General features: G+C 67.9%; 14 protein-coding genes. 4 read left to right on the forward strand and 10 right to left on the reverse strand.

Going from position 1 to position 16,198, the window contains the following annotated elements:
- Window positions 1-3: 3 nt before the first annotated feature.
- The 6 genes from rpsR to ABZZ22_RS09590 form a co-directional block, all read right to left on the reverse strand.
- Window positions 4-240, reverse strand: a complete 237-nt coding sequence (gene rpsR / locus ABZZ22_RS09565; RefSeq protein ID WP_008355445.1) for a 30S ribosomal protein S18 — start codon at window positions 238-240, stop codon at window positions 4-6.
- A 97-nt stretch (window positions 241-337) separates the two neighbouring features.
- A complete protein-coding gene (locus tag ABZZ22_RS09570) occupies window positions 338-940 on the reverse strand; it encodes a single-stranded DNA-binding protein (RefSeq protein ID WP_354929830.1) in 603 nt (200 codons plus the stop codon).
- Window positions 941-1,059: 119 nt separating this feature from the next.
- Complete coding sequence (rpsF, locus tag ABZZ22_RS09575; protein ID WP_179660396.1) at window positions 1,060-1,347, reverse strand: 30S ribosomal protein S6; 288 nt, start codon at window positions 1,345-1,347, stop codon at window positions 1,060-1,062.
- A 103-nt stretch (window positions 1,348-1,450) separates the two neighbouring features.
- Window positions 1,451-4,708: a heavy metal translocating P-type ATPase gene (locus ABZZ22_RS09580; RefSeq protein WP_354929833.1), complete on the reverse strand. Its 3,258-nt coding sequence runs from the start codon at window positions 4,706-4,708 to the stop codon at window positions 1,451-1,453.
- Between the two features lie 5 nt (window positions 4,709-4,713).
- Complete coding sequence (locus ABZZ22_RS09585) at window positions 4,714-4,917, reverse strand: heavy-metal-associated domain-containing protein (RefSeq protein WP_354929836.1); 204 nt, start codon at window positions 4,915-4,917, stop codon at window positions 4,714-4,716.
- 34 nt (window positions 4,918-4,951) lie between these two features.
- Window positions 4,952-5,281 (reverse strand): metal-sensitive transcriptional regulator, encoded by a 330-nt coding sequence (locus ABZZ22_RS09590; RefSeq protein ID WP_354929839.1) that lies wholly within the window; start codon window positions 5,279-5,281, stop codon window positions 4,952-4,954.
- 110 nt (window positions 5,282-5,391) lie between these two features.
- On the opposite strand from ABZZ22_RS09590, the gene ABZZ22_RS09595 reads away from it, so the two are divergent.
- From ABZZ22_RS09595 to ABZZ22_RS09605, 3 genes are all read left to right on the forward strand, one after another.
- The gene (locus tag ABZZ22_RS09595; RefSeq protein WP_354929842.1) at window positions 5,392-6,186 is read left to right on the forward strand and encodes a deoxyribonuclease IV; all 795 of its coding nucleotides are present in this window, start codon (window positions 5,392-5,394) and stop codon (window positions 6,184-6,186) included.
- Between the two features lie 105 nt (window positions 6,187-6,291).
- Window positions 6,292-8,349 carry an acyltransferase family protein gene (locus tag ABZZ22_RS09600; protein ID WP_354929845.1) on the forward strand — a complete coding sequence of 686 codons (2,058 nt, stop codon included), beginning with the start codon at window positions 6,292-6,294 and terminating at the stop codon, window positions 8,347-8,349.
- A gap of 469 nt (window positions 8,350-8,818) precedes the next feature.
- Window positions 8,819-9,418: a DUF5317 family protein gene (locus ABZZ22_RS09605; protein WP_354929848.1), complete on the forward strand. Its 600-nt coding sequence runs from the start codon at window positions 8,819-8,821 to the stop codon at window positions 9,416-9,418.
- A 208-nt stretch (window positions 9,419-9,626) separates the two neighbouring features.
- Here the strand turns inward: ABZZ22_RS09605 and ABZZ22_RS09610 are convergent, their stop codons facing one another.
- The 4 genes from ABZZ22_RS09610 to ABZZ22_RS09625 form a co-directional block, all read right to left on the reverse strand.
- Window positions 9,627-11,597, reverse strand: a complete 1,971-nt coding sequence (locus tag ABZZ22_RS09610) for a CHAT domain-containing protein (protein ID WP_354929851.1) — start codon at window positions 11,595-11,597, stop codon at window positions 9,627-9,629.
- A 474-nt stretch (window positions 11,598-12,071) separates the two neighbouring features.
- A complete protein-coding gene (locus ABZZ22_RS09615) occupies window positions 12,072-13,610 on the reverse strand; it encodes a S8/S53 family peptidase (RefSeq protein WP_354929854.1) in 1,539 nt (512 codons plus the stop codon).
- 13 nt (window positions 13,611-13,623) lie between these two features.
- Entirely contained in the window at window positions 13,624-14,139 is a 516-nt protein-coding gene (locus tag ABZZ22_RS09620) for a hypothetical protein (protein WP_354929857.1), read from the reverse strand.
- Window positions 14,139-14,750, reverse strand: a complete 612-nt coding sequence (locus ABZZ22_RS09625; protein WP_354929860.1) for a sigma-70 family RNA polymerase sigma factor — start codon at window positions 14,748-14,750, stop codon at window positions 14,139-14,141. The genes ABZZ22_RS09620 and ABZZ22_RS09625 overlap by 1 nt, the downstream gene beginning before the upstream one ends.
- Window positions 14,751-15,030: 280 nt before the next feature.
- On the opposite strand from ABZZ22_RS09625, the gene ABZZ22_RS09630 reads away from it, so the two are divergent.
- Window positions 15,031-16,194 carry a peptidoglycan bridge formation glycyltransferase FemA/FemB family protein gene (locus ABZZ22_RS09630; protein ID WP_354929863.1) on the forward strand — a complete coding sequence of 388 codons (1,164 nt, stop codon included), beginning with the start codon at window positions 15,031-15,033 and terminating at the stop codon, window positions 16,192-16,194.
- The last annotated feature ends 4 nt before the right edge of the window (window positions 16,195-16,198 follow it).

A 16,198-nucleotide genomic window follows, 5' to 3' on the forward strand; every position in this document is an offset into this window, starting at 1 on the left:
TCCTCAGCGACCGGTGGAGGTGTAGGGCAGCAGAGCAACCTCGCGCGCGTTCTTGACGGCGATGGCCACGTCGCGCTGGTGCTGGACGCAGTTGCCGGTCACACGACGCGCACGGATCTTGCCGCGGTCGGAGATGAACTTACGGAGCAGGGTGGCGTCCTTGTAGTCGACGCCGGTCGCCTTCTCCTTGCAGAACTGGCAAACCTTCTTCTTAGGCTTGCGAATCACTGCCTTGGCCATTGTGGTGCTTCCTTTCTAGAAGCCCGGCCCCCGCCGCGGAGCGGCATATGGGTTGAGTGCCGGAATGGTTGAGGGATTCGGATTGGGTTGTTGCTGATCAGAAGGGGGGCTCGTCGTTGCCCACGCCCGGGGCTGCCCACGGGTCGTTGGCCGGTGCGCCGCCGCCCGCGTTGGCGGGCTGCTGCGGAGCCGGCGAGGCCCACGGGTCGTTGCCTCCGGCCGGAGCCTGCTGCTGGCCACCACCCTGGGGACCGCCGTAGCCGCCACCCTGGTTGTAGCCACCGCCCTGGTTGTAACCGCCACCGCCCTGGCCACCACCCTGGCCGCCGGACTGGCGGCTGGCCTTGGTGACCTTGGCGGTCGCGTAGCGGAGCGACGGACCGATCTCGTCGCACTCGAGCTCGAAGACAGTGCGCTTCTCGCCCTCGCGCGTCTCGTAGGACCTCGACTTCAGGCGACCCTGAGCGACGACACGCATGCCGCGCTGCAGGGACTCGGCGACGTTCTCAGCAGCCTGGCGCCAGATCGAGCAGCGCAGGAAGAGGGTCTCCCCGTCCTCCCACGCGTTGGTCGTCCGGTTGAAGCTGCTGGGTGTCGAAGCAATCGTGAAGTTGGCAACGGCTGCACCCGACGGTGTGAAGCGAAGCTCCGGGTCGTCGGTGAGGTTGCCGATCACGGTGATGACGGTGTCGCCTGCCATGAGATCTCCCTTGAGTCTGATCTGGTTGTCGGTGTCGGTCAGGAGTTACAAATCAATTGAACTGGCCTAGGGCCCAAAGATAGGGCCCGGTACCGACATTTCCGACGGTGACATCCGTGTCACTTGGACGGACGGATGACCTTCGTACGCAGGATCTGCTCGTTGAGGCCAAACTGGCGGTCGAGCTCCAGAACGGTCTTGGGCTCGGCAGTCAGGTTGACGACGGCGTAGATGCCCTCGGCGTTCTTGTTGACCTCATAGGCCAGACGACGGCGTCCCCAGACGTCAACGTTCTCGACGGTGCCACCATCAGTGGTGACGACCTTCAGGAACTTGTCAAGGGTCGGGGCGACGGTGCGCTCATCGAGGCTGGGCTCGAGGATCACCATTACTTCATAGGCGCGCATAGCGTTCTCCACCTCCTACGGACTCGGCGGCCATGGTCTCTCCATGGCAGGAGGGCTGATGCGATGTCCCGTCTCCATCTGTGAAGGGGGACGCGTCAGCGTATCAACCGGCGCCTCCCTCACCCGAATCCACAGTCTCGGCCGAATCCACGGCCTCGACCGTGAACGGCACCGTGATCACCTCGTCGTCGGCGAGCCGGAACTGGGCCCACAGGCGGTAGAGGCCGGCCTTGGGTACGTCCAGGTGCAGCCCGAGCTCCGGCCCGAACGACGTCCCGGGGACCGCCAGCTCGGTGCCTTCTGCGTGACCGTGCACGAAGGTCTTGCCGTCCGCGCTCATGACCACCACGTGGCCGGCAGCGCCGAGATAGGGCTGTAGATCGTCCACGCTCTTCCCGGTGCTGTCCTCGAACCTGAGGTGCAGGTCGTTCTGCTGGTCGGCGACCACTGCGCCTTCGAGTGTGACCGTCAGACTGTCGACAGTCGACGATCTCGGGCTCTCCTCGAGCGGGACGGCCGGGGGCTGCGTACCTTCGATGGTGAGCTGCTGCCGGTCGAGGACGTCAGCGATGTCGGCACGCCGGCGGAACTCGGTGTCGACGCGGTAGGTGCCTCCGGCGGGGAAGGTCACGTCGGTCTCGAGCTCGCCGGGGCGACCGGTCGGCTCGGCGTGCAGGTGACGGAACCAGGAGAGGTCCTGGCTGGTCACGATGACGTGCATCCACGCCTGGTGAGTCCGGCCGAGGTCGGTCACCGACTCCCCCGTCTCGGCGTCGGTTACGAGGAACCGGAGCCCGCCCTCACGCCGCGTGATCGCGACATCGATGCCCGACTCGTCGGAGACGACAGGGGCCACGTCGATCTCGTGCATCTCCGTCATCGACGGCCGCATCGGGCTCATCCCCTGCGCCCACTCCAGGATGCCGTTCATCCCTCGCTGCGCCGGCTCGCTGCGCGACACGTAGGTCAGCGCGGCGCCGATCGCGACCGCGACCACGGCGGTGACCACCAGGTACCCACCGTCACGGGCCTTGGTGAGGAAACCACGGCCGGCGTACGCCTCGGGGGTCTCGGGACGCTTGAAACCGCGCAGCCGCAGCGCGTTGGTGACCACGCTGACCGAGCTCATCGCCATCGCGGCGCCGGCGAGGACCGGGTCGAGGAGGGCGAGCGCGGCGACGGGGATGAGGAGCACGTTGTAGGCGAACGCCCAGAACAAGCCCTGCTTGATCGTGGCGACCGTGCGGCGGGAGAGTGCCAGCGCGGTCACCACACCACGGAGGTCGCCACCGACCAGGGTGATGTCGGAGGCGGCCAGCGCCACGTCGGTGCCGGTGCCGATCGCGATCCCGACATCGGCCTGCGCCAGCGCCGGGGCGTCGTTGATCCCGTCGCCGACCATCGCGATGACCTTGCCGTCCTCCTGGAGCTGCTGGATCCGGGCGAGCTTCTGCTCGGGCAGGAGGCCGCCGGCGGCGTGACGTACGCCGACCTCGTCGGCCACCTTCGCCACCGTCGCGGCCGCGTCGCCGCTGAGGATGTGCACCTCGACGCCGGAGTCCTCGAGCAGGCGGACCGTCTCCTTGGCCTCCTCGCGGACCTGGTCCTCGACCCGGATCGAACCGGCGTACGCCCCGTCGACAGCAACCAGAACGGCCCCGTCATCGGCGACGTCGAGGTCAATTTCGGCCAGCATCGCCGAGTTGCCGACCACGACCCGGCGGCCGTCCACGACCGCGCTGATCCCACGTCCCGGGTGTGCCTCGAACGCCGAAACCGCACTTGTGGCGGCCGAATCTGTAGTTGTGGGCGACGAAAGTAGAGTTTCGTCGTCCATTTCTACGGTCTCGCCCGCCATTTCTACAGATTCGGCGGGGGTCTCGGCACGGGCCCGAAGGGCGGTGGCCAGGGGGTGGTCGCTGCCGGTCTCGGCGGCGGCGGCGATCCGGACGAGGGCGTCCGGTGTCCAGCCGGGGGTGGGGACGATCTCGGAGACCTCGGGCTTGCCGTGGGTGATCGTGCCGGTCTTGTCGAAGACGATGGCGGTGACGGAGCGGGCGCGCTCGAGGGTCTCGCCCGACCCGACGAGTACGCCGAGCTCGGCCGCGCGGCCGGCGCCCACCATGACGGCGGCCGGCGTGGCGAGGCCCAGGGCGCAGGGGCAGGCGATGATGAGGACCGCGATGGCCGCGGTGACGGCGCTGGTGAGGCTCTCGGCGTCGGGCCCGAAGGCCAGCCAGCCGACGAAGGTCAGCGCGGCCACGACCAGGACGATGGGCACGAACACCGCCGAGACCCGGTCCGCCAGGCGCTGCAGCTTGGTGCCGGAGCCCTGGGCAGACTCGACCATCGCGATGATCTGCGCCAGCGTGGTCTCGGAGCCGACCGCGGTCGCCTCGAACTCGAACGACCCGGTCTGGTTGATCGTCGCACCGATGACGATGTCGCCCTCGGCCTTGCGCATGGGGTCGCTCTCACCGGTGAGCATGGACTCGTCGACGTAGGACGCTCCGGCGACGACGCGGCCGTCGACCGGGATCTTCTCCCCGGCGCGTACGCGGATCCGGTCGTCGACCTTCAGGTCCGCCACCGGGACCGTGAAATCACGGCCGTTGCGGACGACCGTGGCCGTCTCCGGCATGAGGCCGACGAGGGCCTTGACGGCGTCGGCCGTACGCGACTTGGCCCGTGCTTCCAGCCAGCGGCCCATCAGCACCAGCGCGATGATGACCAGGGCGGTCTCGAAGTAGAGGTGGAGCGGCAGGCCCCACGCCTCGGCCTGCCCCATCCACAGGGTCACGAAGGCGCTGTAGGCGAAGGCGATCCCGGTGCCGAGCGTGACCAGGGTGTTCATGTCGACGGTGCCGTGCCGCAGGCCCCGCGTCGCCGCGAGGTAGATGTCTCGACCCGCCCACCACTGGGTGACCGCGGCGACCACGAGCACGATCGACATCACCGGCTCCATGGCGTTGACCGGCAGCGGAACGTACATCAAGGCCATCAGGCCGAGGCCGACCGTCAGGGCCGTGACCCACCGCCGCTTGAGCTGGACGAGCTCTGCCTCCCGCCGCACGTCCCGATCGTCCTCGTCGATCTTGGGCGCCTGCGGATCGTCGACAGTCGACGATCTCAGGACAGCCTGGTAGCCCGCCTTCTCGATGGCGGCGCTGATCTCGGCGAGGTCGGTGCGGGAGGGATCGAAGTGCACCAGCGCGGTCTCGGTGGCGAGGTTGACGTTGGCGTCCTCGACACCTTCGACGCGGCTGATGGCCTTGGTGACACGGCGCACGCAGCTCGCGCAGGTCATTCCCTCGATCTCGAGCTGCTGCTCCGTGGGCGTTGTTGCGGCGGTGGGGGTCATCGTGGTCAGGCCAGCGAGTAGCCGGCCTCTTCGACGGCTGCGCGGATGGCGTCGTCGGAGATCGGCTCAGAGGAAGTGACGGTGACGTTGCCCGAGGCCAGGTCGACGTCGACGTTGCTCACCCCGTCGATCTCGGTGACCTCCTCGGTGACGGAGGAGGCGCAGTGGCCGCAGGTCATGCCGACGACGGTGAAGTTCTGGGTGCTCATGAGGTTCTCCTGGGGTTCGTAGGATTGTTGACAGTCAGGACCGGACGAGGCGGGCGATGGCAGCAGAGGCCTCGGAGAGCTTCTCGTCTGCCTCGGCGCCACCGTTCTGGACCGCGCCGGCGACGCAGTGGCCGAGGTGCTCGTCGAGCAGCCCGAGAGCGACCGCCTGGAGCGCCTTCGTCGAGGCGGAGACCTGGGTGAGGATGTCGATGCAGTAGGCCTCGTCCTCGACCATCCGCTGCAGACCGCGCACCTGTCCTTCGATGCGCTTGAGGCGCTTGAGGTACGCCTCTTTGTTCTTGTTGTGGAGGTAGCCGTGATCCGCGTGCTCCTCGTGGCCTTCGTGACCGGTGTGCTCGTCCATGCGATCTACCATACCCCCGTAAGGTATGAAGTCAAGGTCTCGGCAGGCTCGACCGCCGGGGACCACTCGACCCCCCGGGGACCGTCGGTGCGGCGTCCTAGACTGAGGCCATGGCTGTTGCGATCGGTGCCCACGTAGACCAGACCGACCCCGTCGCCGAGGCGACCGCCCGCGGCGCGAGCCTGGTGCAGTTCTTCCTGGGCGACCCGCAGTCCTACAAGGGCCCGGTGGTGACGTACGCCGAGGGTGCGGCGGCTCTCAAGGCCCGCGCGGAGGAGGCCGGAGTCGATCTCTACGTCCACGCGCCCTACATCATCAACGTCGCCACGACGAACAACCGGATCCGCATCCCGAGCCGCAAGCTCCTCCAGCAGCACATGGACACCGCTGCCGAGGTCGGTGCCAAGGGCCTGATCGTCCACGGCGGCCACGTCGGCAAGGACGACGACCCGACGAAGGGCTTCGACAACTGGCGCAAGGCGATCGAGGCGACCGACATCAAGGTCCCGCTCCTGATCGAGAACACCGCCGGCGGCGACAACGCGATGGCGCGCTACCTCGACCGGATCGCCGGCGTGTGGGAGGCCATCTCCACGGCCGAAGGCGCAGAGAACGTCGGCTTCTGTCTCGACACCTGCCACGCGCACGCCGGCGGCAACCCGCTCGAGACCGTGGTCGAGGACGTCCGCAAGATCACCGGCCGCATCGACCTGGTCCACTGCAACGACTCCCGCGACGAGTTCGACTCCGGAGCCGACCGTCACACCAACTTCGGCGCCGGGAAGATCGATCCTGACGTGTTGGCCAACGTCGTCCGCGATGCCGGCGCGCCGGTCATCTGCGAGACCCCCGGCGGCGCCGAGGAGCACGCGAGCGACTTCGCCTGGCTTCGCGAACGGCTCTGAGGGGATGAGTCGGCGCTGAGAGATCGCTGAAGATTCGGCGAGAAGGACCACCCAGCGGGACTGTTGACTATGACCCAACCGGGCCATTGACATATCCTTCTTCGAATGAGTTCGAACTGGCGCGCCGATGTTCAAGGTCTCCGGGCGGTCGCTGTCGGTCTGGTGATCGCAGGACACGCGGGGCTCTCCGGGTTCGAGGGCGGGTTCGTCGGAGTCGACGTCTTCTTCGTCCTCTCCGGGTTCCTGATCACCACCCTGCTGCTGCGTGAGACCGACCGCAGCGGCACGGTCAGCATCAGCCAGTTCTACGCCCGCCGCGCCCGCCGGATCCTGCCGGCGGCGACCGCCACCATGCTGGTGGTGCTCGCCTACAGCGCGATCGTCCTGCCCCAGACCCGCACCGACCAGATCGCCGGCGATGCGGGCTGGGCGGCGGTCTTCCTCGCCAACGTGCACTTCGCCGACCAGGCCGTCGACTACTTCAACACCGCCGCACCCTCACCGTTCCAGCACTACTGGTCGCTCTCGGTCGAGGAGCAGTTCTACGTCGTCTGGCCGCTGCTCGTGCTCGCCGTCGCCCTCTGGATCCCGAAGCACCACCGCCGTCGCGCGGTCACCGCGCTGGCCGCGCTCGTCGCGGTGGTCAGCTTCGCGTGGTCGCTGCACGCAACCGCCGCCGACCCGACCACGGCCTACTTCTCCACCCCCGCCCGGGCGTTCGAACTCGCCGCCGGTGCACTGCTCGCCTGCCTCGCCGGACGTCTTCAGGTCGCGACCAGCGCGACCCGGACCGGTCGCCTCGCCGCCGCGGGCCTCGGCATCGTCGGCGTCGGCGCCCTCGTCTACGCCACCGCCAGCTTCAGCGAGGCGACCCACTTCCCGGGTTGGCACGCACTGGTCCCGGTGCTCGCCACCGTCGCCCTCCTGGTCGCCGGCCCCGCCACCCCGACCGGCTGGCTGCTCTCCAAGCAGCCGCTGCGCTACCTGGGCGACATCTCGTTCAGCCTCTACCTGTGGCACTGGCCGATCCTGATCCTCGCTCCCGAGGTGATCCCCGGCGGCGGCGTCCGCCAGCTGCTGATCATGCTGGCGCTCATCCTGGCCGCCTCCGCGGCGAGCTACCACTGGATCGAGATGCCCTTCCAGCGTCACAAGATCCCGCATCTCACCAAGGGCCGCCGCGCGCTCGCGCTCTGGCCCGCCGCCGCTGCCCTCGCCCTGGTCGCGGGCACGAGCTCGCAGGCGTACGCCGGCTATCAGGTCAACGTCGCCAAGGCGAACGCCGAAGAGTGGTTCGCCGACAATCCCGACGTCCTCGAGACCGACCACAAGCCCGTCACCGGCGTTCTGAAGAAGACGATCAAGGCCGCCGAGGAAGGTGCCCCGCTGCCCCCGGAGGCGAAGTTCGACGCCACCGACTCGTGGGCCGAGCGCGGTGGCTACTGCTTCGCGGGCCACGGCGACACCAGGCTCGACGGAGACTGCGTCTACGGCGACGGCAAGGCCGAGCGCACCGTCGCCGTCGTCGGCGACTCCCACATCGGGATGTGGCTGCCGGCGCTCGACACCCTTGCCGAGCGCCAGCACGTGAAGCTGGTCCCGTTCGTGAAGCTCGGTTGCGCTGCGTACGGCGTCAAGCAGAAGTCCTCGAAGATGACCGTCGAGGAGTGCGAGGACTTCCGGGAGTGGACCAACGAGCAGATCACCCAGCTCGACCCGGACACGATCGTCGTCGGCGCCCGCGGGATGCTCGACATGGAGGAGCGCGACGGCGTCTCGACCGAGGAGCAGTGGCGTGAGGGCGTACGCGACGGGGTCGAGTCCTTCGAGAAGATCACCCCGGACGTACGCGTCTTCGCCGACGTTCCCGCCGTCGACAACGACCCCGGTGAGTGCCTCTCCGACGCCCGCAACCTCCTCGAGGACTGCGTCGTGAAGGCCGACGGCACCGAGGTCGACTCCAACGAGGTGACCCAGGAGGCGCTCGCGGACACCGAGGCGACGTACGTCGACATCGTCGACCTGGTCTGCTCCGAGCGCTGCCCACTCGTCGTCGGCGACGTCGTCACCTACTACGACGACTCCCACATCACCGCGACCTGGGTCGACCGGGTCACCCCGGCCCTCGGGCACCGCCTCGGCCGCCTGGACCGTTCCGTCTAGAACACATTCCAGTTCTGCGCTCACCGACCATTGCCTCAGGGATGCGGGAGCGGGACAATCGAAAGTTGCCGGGCGGGGTAGTCATTCCCCTCACCACCCCGCCCGACCCAACGCCCCCAGGCGTCCTAGCCGCCCGGCGCAGGTTGGGCATCCCCCTCGTGCCCAACCCACGCTGCGGCCCCGAAACCGCCTGCCTCCCCCAAGGCGGCGGCGTCAGCGCCCGAACCGAGTTTCCCCCGAACCTCGGCCCGGACAGCCCCAAGGAGTAGGCGGCTGCCTGCCTGATACACGGTCGCCGATACTTTTCTTGCGACCCGTCAGGCAGTTGCTCAGACCCCTAGGAGACTCAGTCACGATCGGCGTGACTGAGTCTCCTAGGGGTCGCCGGGGACTGGTTGAACCTGGTTAGGCAAAGTCCTTCCCCCCCCGGCTCCGGATCGATATCGTACGGCGGGTGCCAGGCCCCGGAATGCTCACGCTGATGGTGCTGCCAGCAGTCATCGGCCTCATCATCGTCGCCCGCCCGAACGTTGCGGTGTCGTTGACGAGCCTGCGCGGGAAATGGTTGATCGTTCTCGCGGCCGCGCTCCAGTTCGTGCAGGCCGAGGGATGGTGGCCCGAGCAGGTCACAGAGTCCATCGAACGGCGCGTCTATGCGGTCCTGGTGGTCGTCATCGCGATCGCATTCAGTTGGCTTAATCGATCGCTTTGGTCTCGTGACACGGGACGATGGGCATTGCTCCTCATCCCTCTGGGCACTGCTTCGAACTCGATACCGATCGCCGCGCTTGGCCTGATGCCGTACAGCATCGCCGGGGCCAGAGTCGCCGGATACTCCAACGAGCAATTGGTCACCGACGCCCCGGGTTACATCCGCCTCGACGACGTGTCGCCGCTCTGGACGCCACTAGCAGACCTGATCCCGATCCCACTTCTGATGAAAGTTCTGAGCATCGGCGACCTGTTCCTCATCACAGGCCTCGTACTGCTGGTCGTCGCATCATCTCGGACCCAGACAGTTCCGAACGCAGTTGACGATCCGGTTCAATCCGTCCGATCTTCAACTTGATCAGGCCGTACTCCCCAACCCCACGAGAGGAGGGACAGAATGACCACGAACGGACTGAAGGCACGCGCGTACCTTGCGGCGACCACCACGGTCACCACGGCACTGGCGATCTACGCTTTCGCGGCGCCGCACAACAGGCCTAACTGAGCCTGGTTGGATGGGTGAGGAACTGTTCGGTCCTCACCCATCCACGTTGAGTTCGGCGTCCTTACGAGAAGCAGACGAACGGGGCCGGCGGGGCGTCCGTGGTCGCTGCGGGGAGGCACTCGGCGAGAGCTTCAGCGGGGGCCAGGCCCTTCGCGAGGGCACCGTGGAGACGGCTGAACACCTCGTACGCCGCCTCATCGGCCACCACCGCGGGCGAGGCGATCACGGCGCGGGCGCCGGCGTGGAGCCAGGCGCCGACCAGGCCGATCAGCTCCTCGCCCCAGCGGATGGTCGACCGTCCGACCTCGCAGGCGGAGAGAAGGACGACGTCCGGGACGGCGGCGAGGCCGTCGATGTCGTAGCCGTACCAGGTCCCGTCGGTGAGCTCGAGCCCGGAGAAGAGCGGGTTGTCGGCGGAATGGTGGCCGTGGGCGGCCAGATGGAGTACGTCGACCTCGGCTGCCAGCGCGGAGACGGCAGCCGCGGTGGCGTGGGTGCCGGTGAGTGTGCACGAGTCGGACCAGGCGGTGGCGCTGTGGTTGACCTCGTCGGTGGCGCGCATGACCCTCGGCCCGGCGACGAAGCCTGCCGTCTTTGCGCGCAGCGGGGTGTCAGCGCGGCCCAGCCAGGCGGTGGCGCTCTGGGCGACCGTCACCGGTCGACCGGTGAAGCCGGACAGCAACGTCCACGGCACCGCGGCCAGAACGGCCGAGGGGGTCAGGACGACGGGCCGGTCACCGATGCGCTCGAGGATCGGGGTGACCAGCAGATCGGAGAGCTTCCGGAGCCGGGCGGTCAGGTCACCGCGTACGGCAGCGCCCAGCGGACCTGGAAGATCGGTCGCAGCGACGTCGAGGTCCGGCAGCAGACCGCCCAGGAGGGACCCGAGCGCGGCCTGGTCGCCGAGGTCGATCCTCGCCGAGGAGTCATCGGTGGCGACGACGGCGACGATCCGGCCGCCGGCGACGACGTAGGCGACGAGCGCATGGCCACCGATACGTTTGCGCAGGTCGGGAAGGGAGATCGGATCCGAGACCTGACCCGATCCCTTGACCCGCCAAGCACGCTGGCGGATCTGCTCGCGCAGCTCGGCCTCACGTTCGGGCGTCACCTCGCCGCGGAGCTCGGCCAGGTCGGCTGCCAGTTGCGGGTCGGACGGCGGTCGCACCGGCTGGACCCGCGAGGCGAGCATCCGCGAACGCTCCGACCACTCGAAGAGCACGTCGGCCTCTCCCGACTCGACGGCCAACTCCAGGCCACGCCTCGCCAGGGTGCGGCCGTGCCCGGCGACGTTGGTCTGCAGGTCCAGGCTGCCGAACGAGCTCTGCCACAGATGGAAGTCGTCGAGGCCTGCCCGGAGCTCACGGAGCCCGCCGACGGCTCGGCCTGCGGCGACGGCGAGCTCCGCACGCAGCTCGCGTTCAAGAAGGCGGATGTCGATAGGCGCTTCGGGCGGCACCGGGCCGATGACCCTGCCGCTCGCAGGCCTCGTCGGCAGGTCGGCGTTCTCCGCTGAGCGGATGCGCGCCAACCGGGCCTGCATACGCACCCGGAGCGCCGGCCAGCTCAGGCCTTGCTCCTCGAGCGGACCGGCCAGCGCCTCGCCTTCCTCGCTCGGATCCTGGCCTGCCGTGACGGCCGCCTCGAACGCCACCGCACGGGCCCTCAGCGCCAACCCGGGCGCCTTGGCCTCTTCGAACCAGCCCAGCGCCGAGCGCGCCACCCGGTGCGCTTCGACCGGGTCGGTGGCGACCAAGTGCGAAGCGAGCGCGAGCTCGGCCTCGCCCTGCCGCTGCCGCTGCCGCCTCGATCCGTACGCCTCGGCGGCCTGTCGCAGCATCTCACCACCCTGCCGCGTCAGCCCTGCCGCCATCAGCACCTCTGCCCTGTCGGCGTCGCAGACCGCCTTCACAAGTGGGCTGGCTGCGGACAGAAAGTCATACGACGCCTCCATCACCTCGAGCGCAGCGACGAGGTCCCCCGCAAGGAACATCGCATAGGCACGATTGTGGTCAGCCTGAGCGGCCGACATCTCGTCACCTGCAGCGCGGTGACCATCAGCCGCAGCGGAGAAGTCTGATGCTGCTGCAGCCGTGTCATGTTGGTCCAGGTAGACCGTGCCACGGTTGACATGTGCTCGAGCGAGATCGGCTGGCGATGATGCAAGAAGGTCGATCGCCTCGCTGAAACTCGTCAACGCCTCATTGACCCGTCCCGCCCTTCGCAACAGCGTGGCGCGCTGGCCAGCAAGCATTCCGCGAGTTGCTGCGTCGAGCCCGTTGAATCGCAAGGCTTGCTCACAGAGATCGAGCGCATGATCGATCGTTGAACGGTCCGCAGCAAGGTAAGCAAGGGTCGCCTCTGCTCGTGCTTGCACGGCCAATTCGCCATCTGCACCGGCTTGGTCGAGTGCGTCGCGGAGAAGACGCTCGGCTTCCGCTAAGTTGCCGGCGGTGGCCGCAGCCACCCCCTCCTTATGTAGCCGATCCGCCTTGGTCATGGCGCCTCAGGACTCCAGCCGAAGCGTGGTCAACTCCTCGAGAACCGTCCACGCACGCTTGGTCGCCTCACTGGCGTCTGCGGCGGGACCGGACTCGAACAGACGCTGAGCAATTCTTCCTGCGAGGAGCGGCGCGGCAAAGGAAGTGCCACTCCAAGTGCCGAACCCACCCGTGAAGTCGTCGACATCTAGGGAAGCTCGGTCACGCCCTTCGAATTCGGTCGCCATGGCGGATTGATTGCCTCCGTCAAACGTCGTAGGGAAAGTGCTGACGACGTTAGCTCCAACATCATGCGCCCTCACCCACGGGCCCGCGTTGCTGAAAAGTGCATCAGAGCGGCGGCTGGGGTTGAGCGCGCCGACCGAGACGATCGGGAGCACACCAGGCGCCGTCGTAACCGGACCTTTGCCATCGGACCAGGGAGCGAACGCTGCCGGGAAGTTCGGGCGCGACGTGGCGTCGTTACCCGCCGCGCAGACCACAACGGTGCCGTTACTGCACAGGTCGGCAAGGACCTCATAGAGAGTCCGGTCGAAGAAGAGGTCGGAGGGCGTTTCGTGGTAGTAACCCATCGAAAGATTGAGCACATCGATTCGTCTACCTCGCGGGTCGCCCTTCCGGTAGAGGTCGACCAACTCTGCAATCTGCGCCAAGGCCGTAATCCAGTCCGTCTCGGCGATCGAACCCTCCGGAGGGACAATCCGCCAGGACAGAATCTCCGCGTCTGGGCATGCTTGGTGGACCAACCCGGAGATGAAGGTCCCATGGCCGGCAAGAGGATCGATTAAACCGTCGAGAGGACCCACCTGGTCGCCGTCCACCTCGGAATCTGGGACGGACTGCGGCCAGCCGATCGGATGTCCGTCGAGCCGAGCATCTCGCTCGACGAAGTCGAGCCATGGATGCTCTCCGCACCCTGTGTCGAGCACCGCCACGACCGGCCTCTCGCGTCCTTCCATCTTCGTGTCGTCGAGCCTCTGCGGGCGCGTACCTACGTATGCGACCGGGCCACGACCGCCGGTTCCTAGAGGGTCGTAACCAGCGGGGTGCGGTTGGTTGAACGGGTGCGGCTGATTGAACGGGTGCGGCTGGTTAAAAGGATGCGGCTGATTGAACGGGCTCGAATCTACAGCCGGGCACGGAACCAGCACGTGCTCCAGGCTTACACCTTGAACGTTCTCTGGCCCATCAGAGCGGAGATACTGCAGAAGCGTCCATGCGTCGGGGGCTTGCGATGCCTTGCCCAGCCGCACCCCGAGTCGCACGCGACGTACCCCGAACCGGAGCCCCACAGCGTGAGCGGGCTCCTCCTCAGCGATGGCACGCCAACCAAGACCCTTGGCGGCCTCCTCGATGCGCTTGAAGGTGTCCTCGAAGTCGACCGACTTGGAGATCAGCAGGACGGACGACGAGTAGATCGTCGAGCGCGCGTTGACGCCGTCGACGGCGACCGCATTGGTCGGGTCGAGGACACGCGCCTCGGTGGAGCCGTACGCGACCGACAGGAGGGGCTCGCGCTCTCTGCGGGTAGGGCGGTGGACCATCGTGTCTCCTGGGTCAGATCTCGAACGTGGGGGTCAGAAAAGCAGCCGCGCCGTCGGCGGGCTCGAAGCGGAGCCGAATGAGGCCTGCGGGCAACGAGGTGAGCTCGAAGCGACCCGAGGCTCCGAGGGTGACGGCGACGATCGGCGTACGGACTTCGTCGGCGCGGATGGCGCGGACGGTCATGGGCGAGCCGGGGACGACCCAGCCGTCGAGACGGGCGGTGGTGTCGGTGTCGGACGCGACACGCACGAGAACGTCGACACCGGACTGCGCGAAGCGCAGCGTGTAGGCGGAGCGGGCGGACGCGGATGCGGCGGACGAGCGGACGCCGGCGGCCTCCGTCCCAGACGAGGACTCCACCAGGAGCATCAGCTCGAGATCGAGCCCGAGACCGGAGTCCTCGGCGGCGCCGGCGGCAGCCGCCTGCATCCGGGAGATCAGACCTCCCGGCACAGGGTCGCCAGAGACATAAGCCTGTCGAACCAGACCCAACAGCTCTTCACGAGTGGGCTCCTCCGAGCGACCCATCACGCCGTCCCCTCCCACAGTGCCTTGTCCCGCAGGGCATCTCGCAGCTTCCCGAGACAGCGGCCGCGGGTGGGGCCGATGCTGCCGATGGGCATGTCGAGCTCTTCGGCCAGACCGGCATAGTCGGGCCGGTCGGAGAAGGCGACCACGCGCACCAGCCGCCGACACCGCTCCGGCAGCGACTCGACGGCCGCCCAGATGAGGGAGTTGCGGTCGCCCTCGACGACCAGCGACTCCGCGGAGCGCTGCGTGGGGACACGGGACTCGAGCGCCTCGTCCTCCACAGGTACGTCGCGCCCGGATCGCTTCGCGACCCGCCAGGCCTCACGGCGCGTGGTCAGCGTGAGCCAGGCGCCGACGGCCGCGGTGTCGAGGATCGAGGAGTGCTTGCGTACGAAGGTGAGCCAGGTGTTCTGGACGACGTCCTCCGCCTGTTCGGCAGAGAGCCGGTAGGAGCGCGCGATCTGCCACAGGATCGGGGTCATCGTGGCGACCAGCTCGTCGAGAGCGGTGGAGTCACCGCTGAGCCAGCGGTCGAAGTCGGCCGTGGCCTGGGACCACACGGTCGCAGGTGTGTCGGCATGACCCACCTCGCGTCGCACCCGTGTCACAGTCCCCTCCTCGACCGGCGGCCTCCGGATCGGCGCCGAGCCGGTGGGGGGCCAGATGACGCGCGGACGCGTCATCGTGGTGGTCATGGTTGCTGTCACGGCCCCAAGGAGGCCCTTGCCCCAGCCGTGATACATCTGGCCGCCGACAATAGCGTCTATATGCTCCAGACTCACTAGGTATCGCTGGCCGAACCTGGGAAGACCGCCTCCTCGGGGGTGGTCTCGACAAGCTCGACCACCGGGGGCCGCTCGACCACCGGCAGCGGGTAGCCTTCTGCGGGTGAGTCTCACCGTGCGCCCCATCACCGCTGCGGAGCATCTCGCCTTCATCGAGAAGCAACCCAGCGTGAGCTTCCTCCAGACCCCGTCGTGGGCGCGGGTCAAGACCGAGTGGCGCTCGGAGTCGGTCGGGTGGTTCGACGACCTGCAGGGTGGCGCCCTCGTCGGCGCCGCGCTGGTGCTCCACCGCCCGGTCCCGAAGCTGGAGCGCTTCACTCTCGCCTACCTGCCCGAGGGTCCGAGCATCGACTGGTCGGGCGATCTCGCTCCGTGGCTGGACCCGCTGGCGTCCTACCTGAAGAAGAACGGCGCCTTCGGCATCCGCATCGGTCCGCCGGTCACGACCGCGACCTGGAGCGCGGCTCAGGTCAAGGACGGCATCGCCGACGACACCGTCCAGCGGCTCGGCCAGCTCACCCCGACCCATCGCGACGCCATCGGCGCGCGCGTCGTCTCGCAGCTCAGGGCGGCGGGCTGGAGGCTTCAGTCCCCCGAGGACGGCTTCGGCGCAGGGCAGCCGCAGTACAACTTCGTCATCCCGCTGGCGCACGAGGACGGCACCCCGAAGACCGAGGACGAGGTCCTCAAACAGATGAACCAGCTCTGGCGCCGCAACATCAAGAAGTCCGCCAAGATGGGCGTCGAGGTCACCGTGGCCTCCCCCACCAACCCGGCGGACGGTGACTTCGAGGGCGACCTGAGCGCCTTCCACGACCTCTACGTCCACACCGCTCAGCGCGACCACTTCACGCCCCGGCAGCGAAGCTACTTCAGCACCATGTTCTGGGCGATGTCGAGCGAGGACCCGGACCGGATCAAGCTCTTCCTGGCCCGGCATGAGGGCGATCTGGTCGCCGCCACGATCCTGGTCCGCGTCGGCCAGCACGCCTGGTACTCCTACGGGGCCTCCTCGACCGAGAAGCGAGACGTACGTGGCTCCAACGCCCTTCAATGGGCGATGATCCAGGATGCCATGGCCGCCGGCGCGACCACCTACGACCTGCGCGGCATCACTCCGACGCTCTCCACCGACGACTCCCACGTGGGGCTGATCCAGTTCAAGGTCGGCACCGGGGGCCAGGCGGTGGAGTACGCCGGGGAGTGGGACCTGCCGCTGAACAAGCCGATCTACACGGCCTTCGATGTCTACATGAAGAGGCGCTGATCAC

The organism is Nocardioides sp. NPDC006273, assembly GCF_040613495.1.
Classification (GTDB): domain Bacteria; phylum Actinomycetota; class Actinomycetes; order Propionibacteriales; family Nocardioidaceae; genus Nocardioides.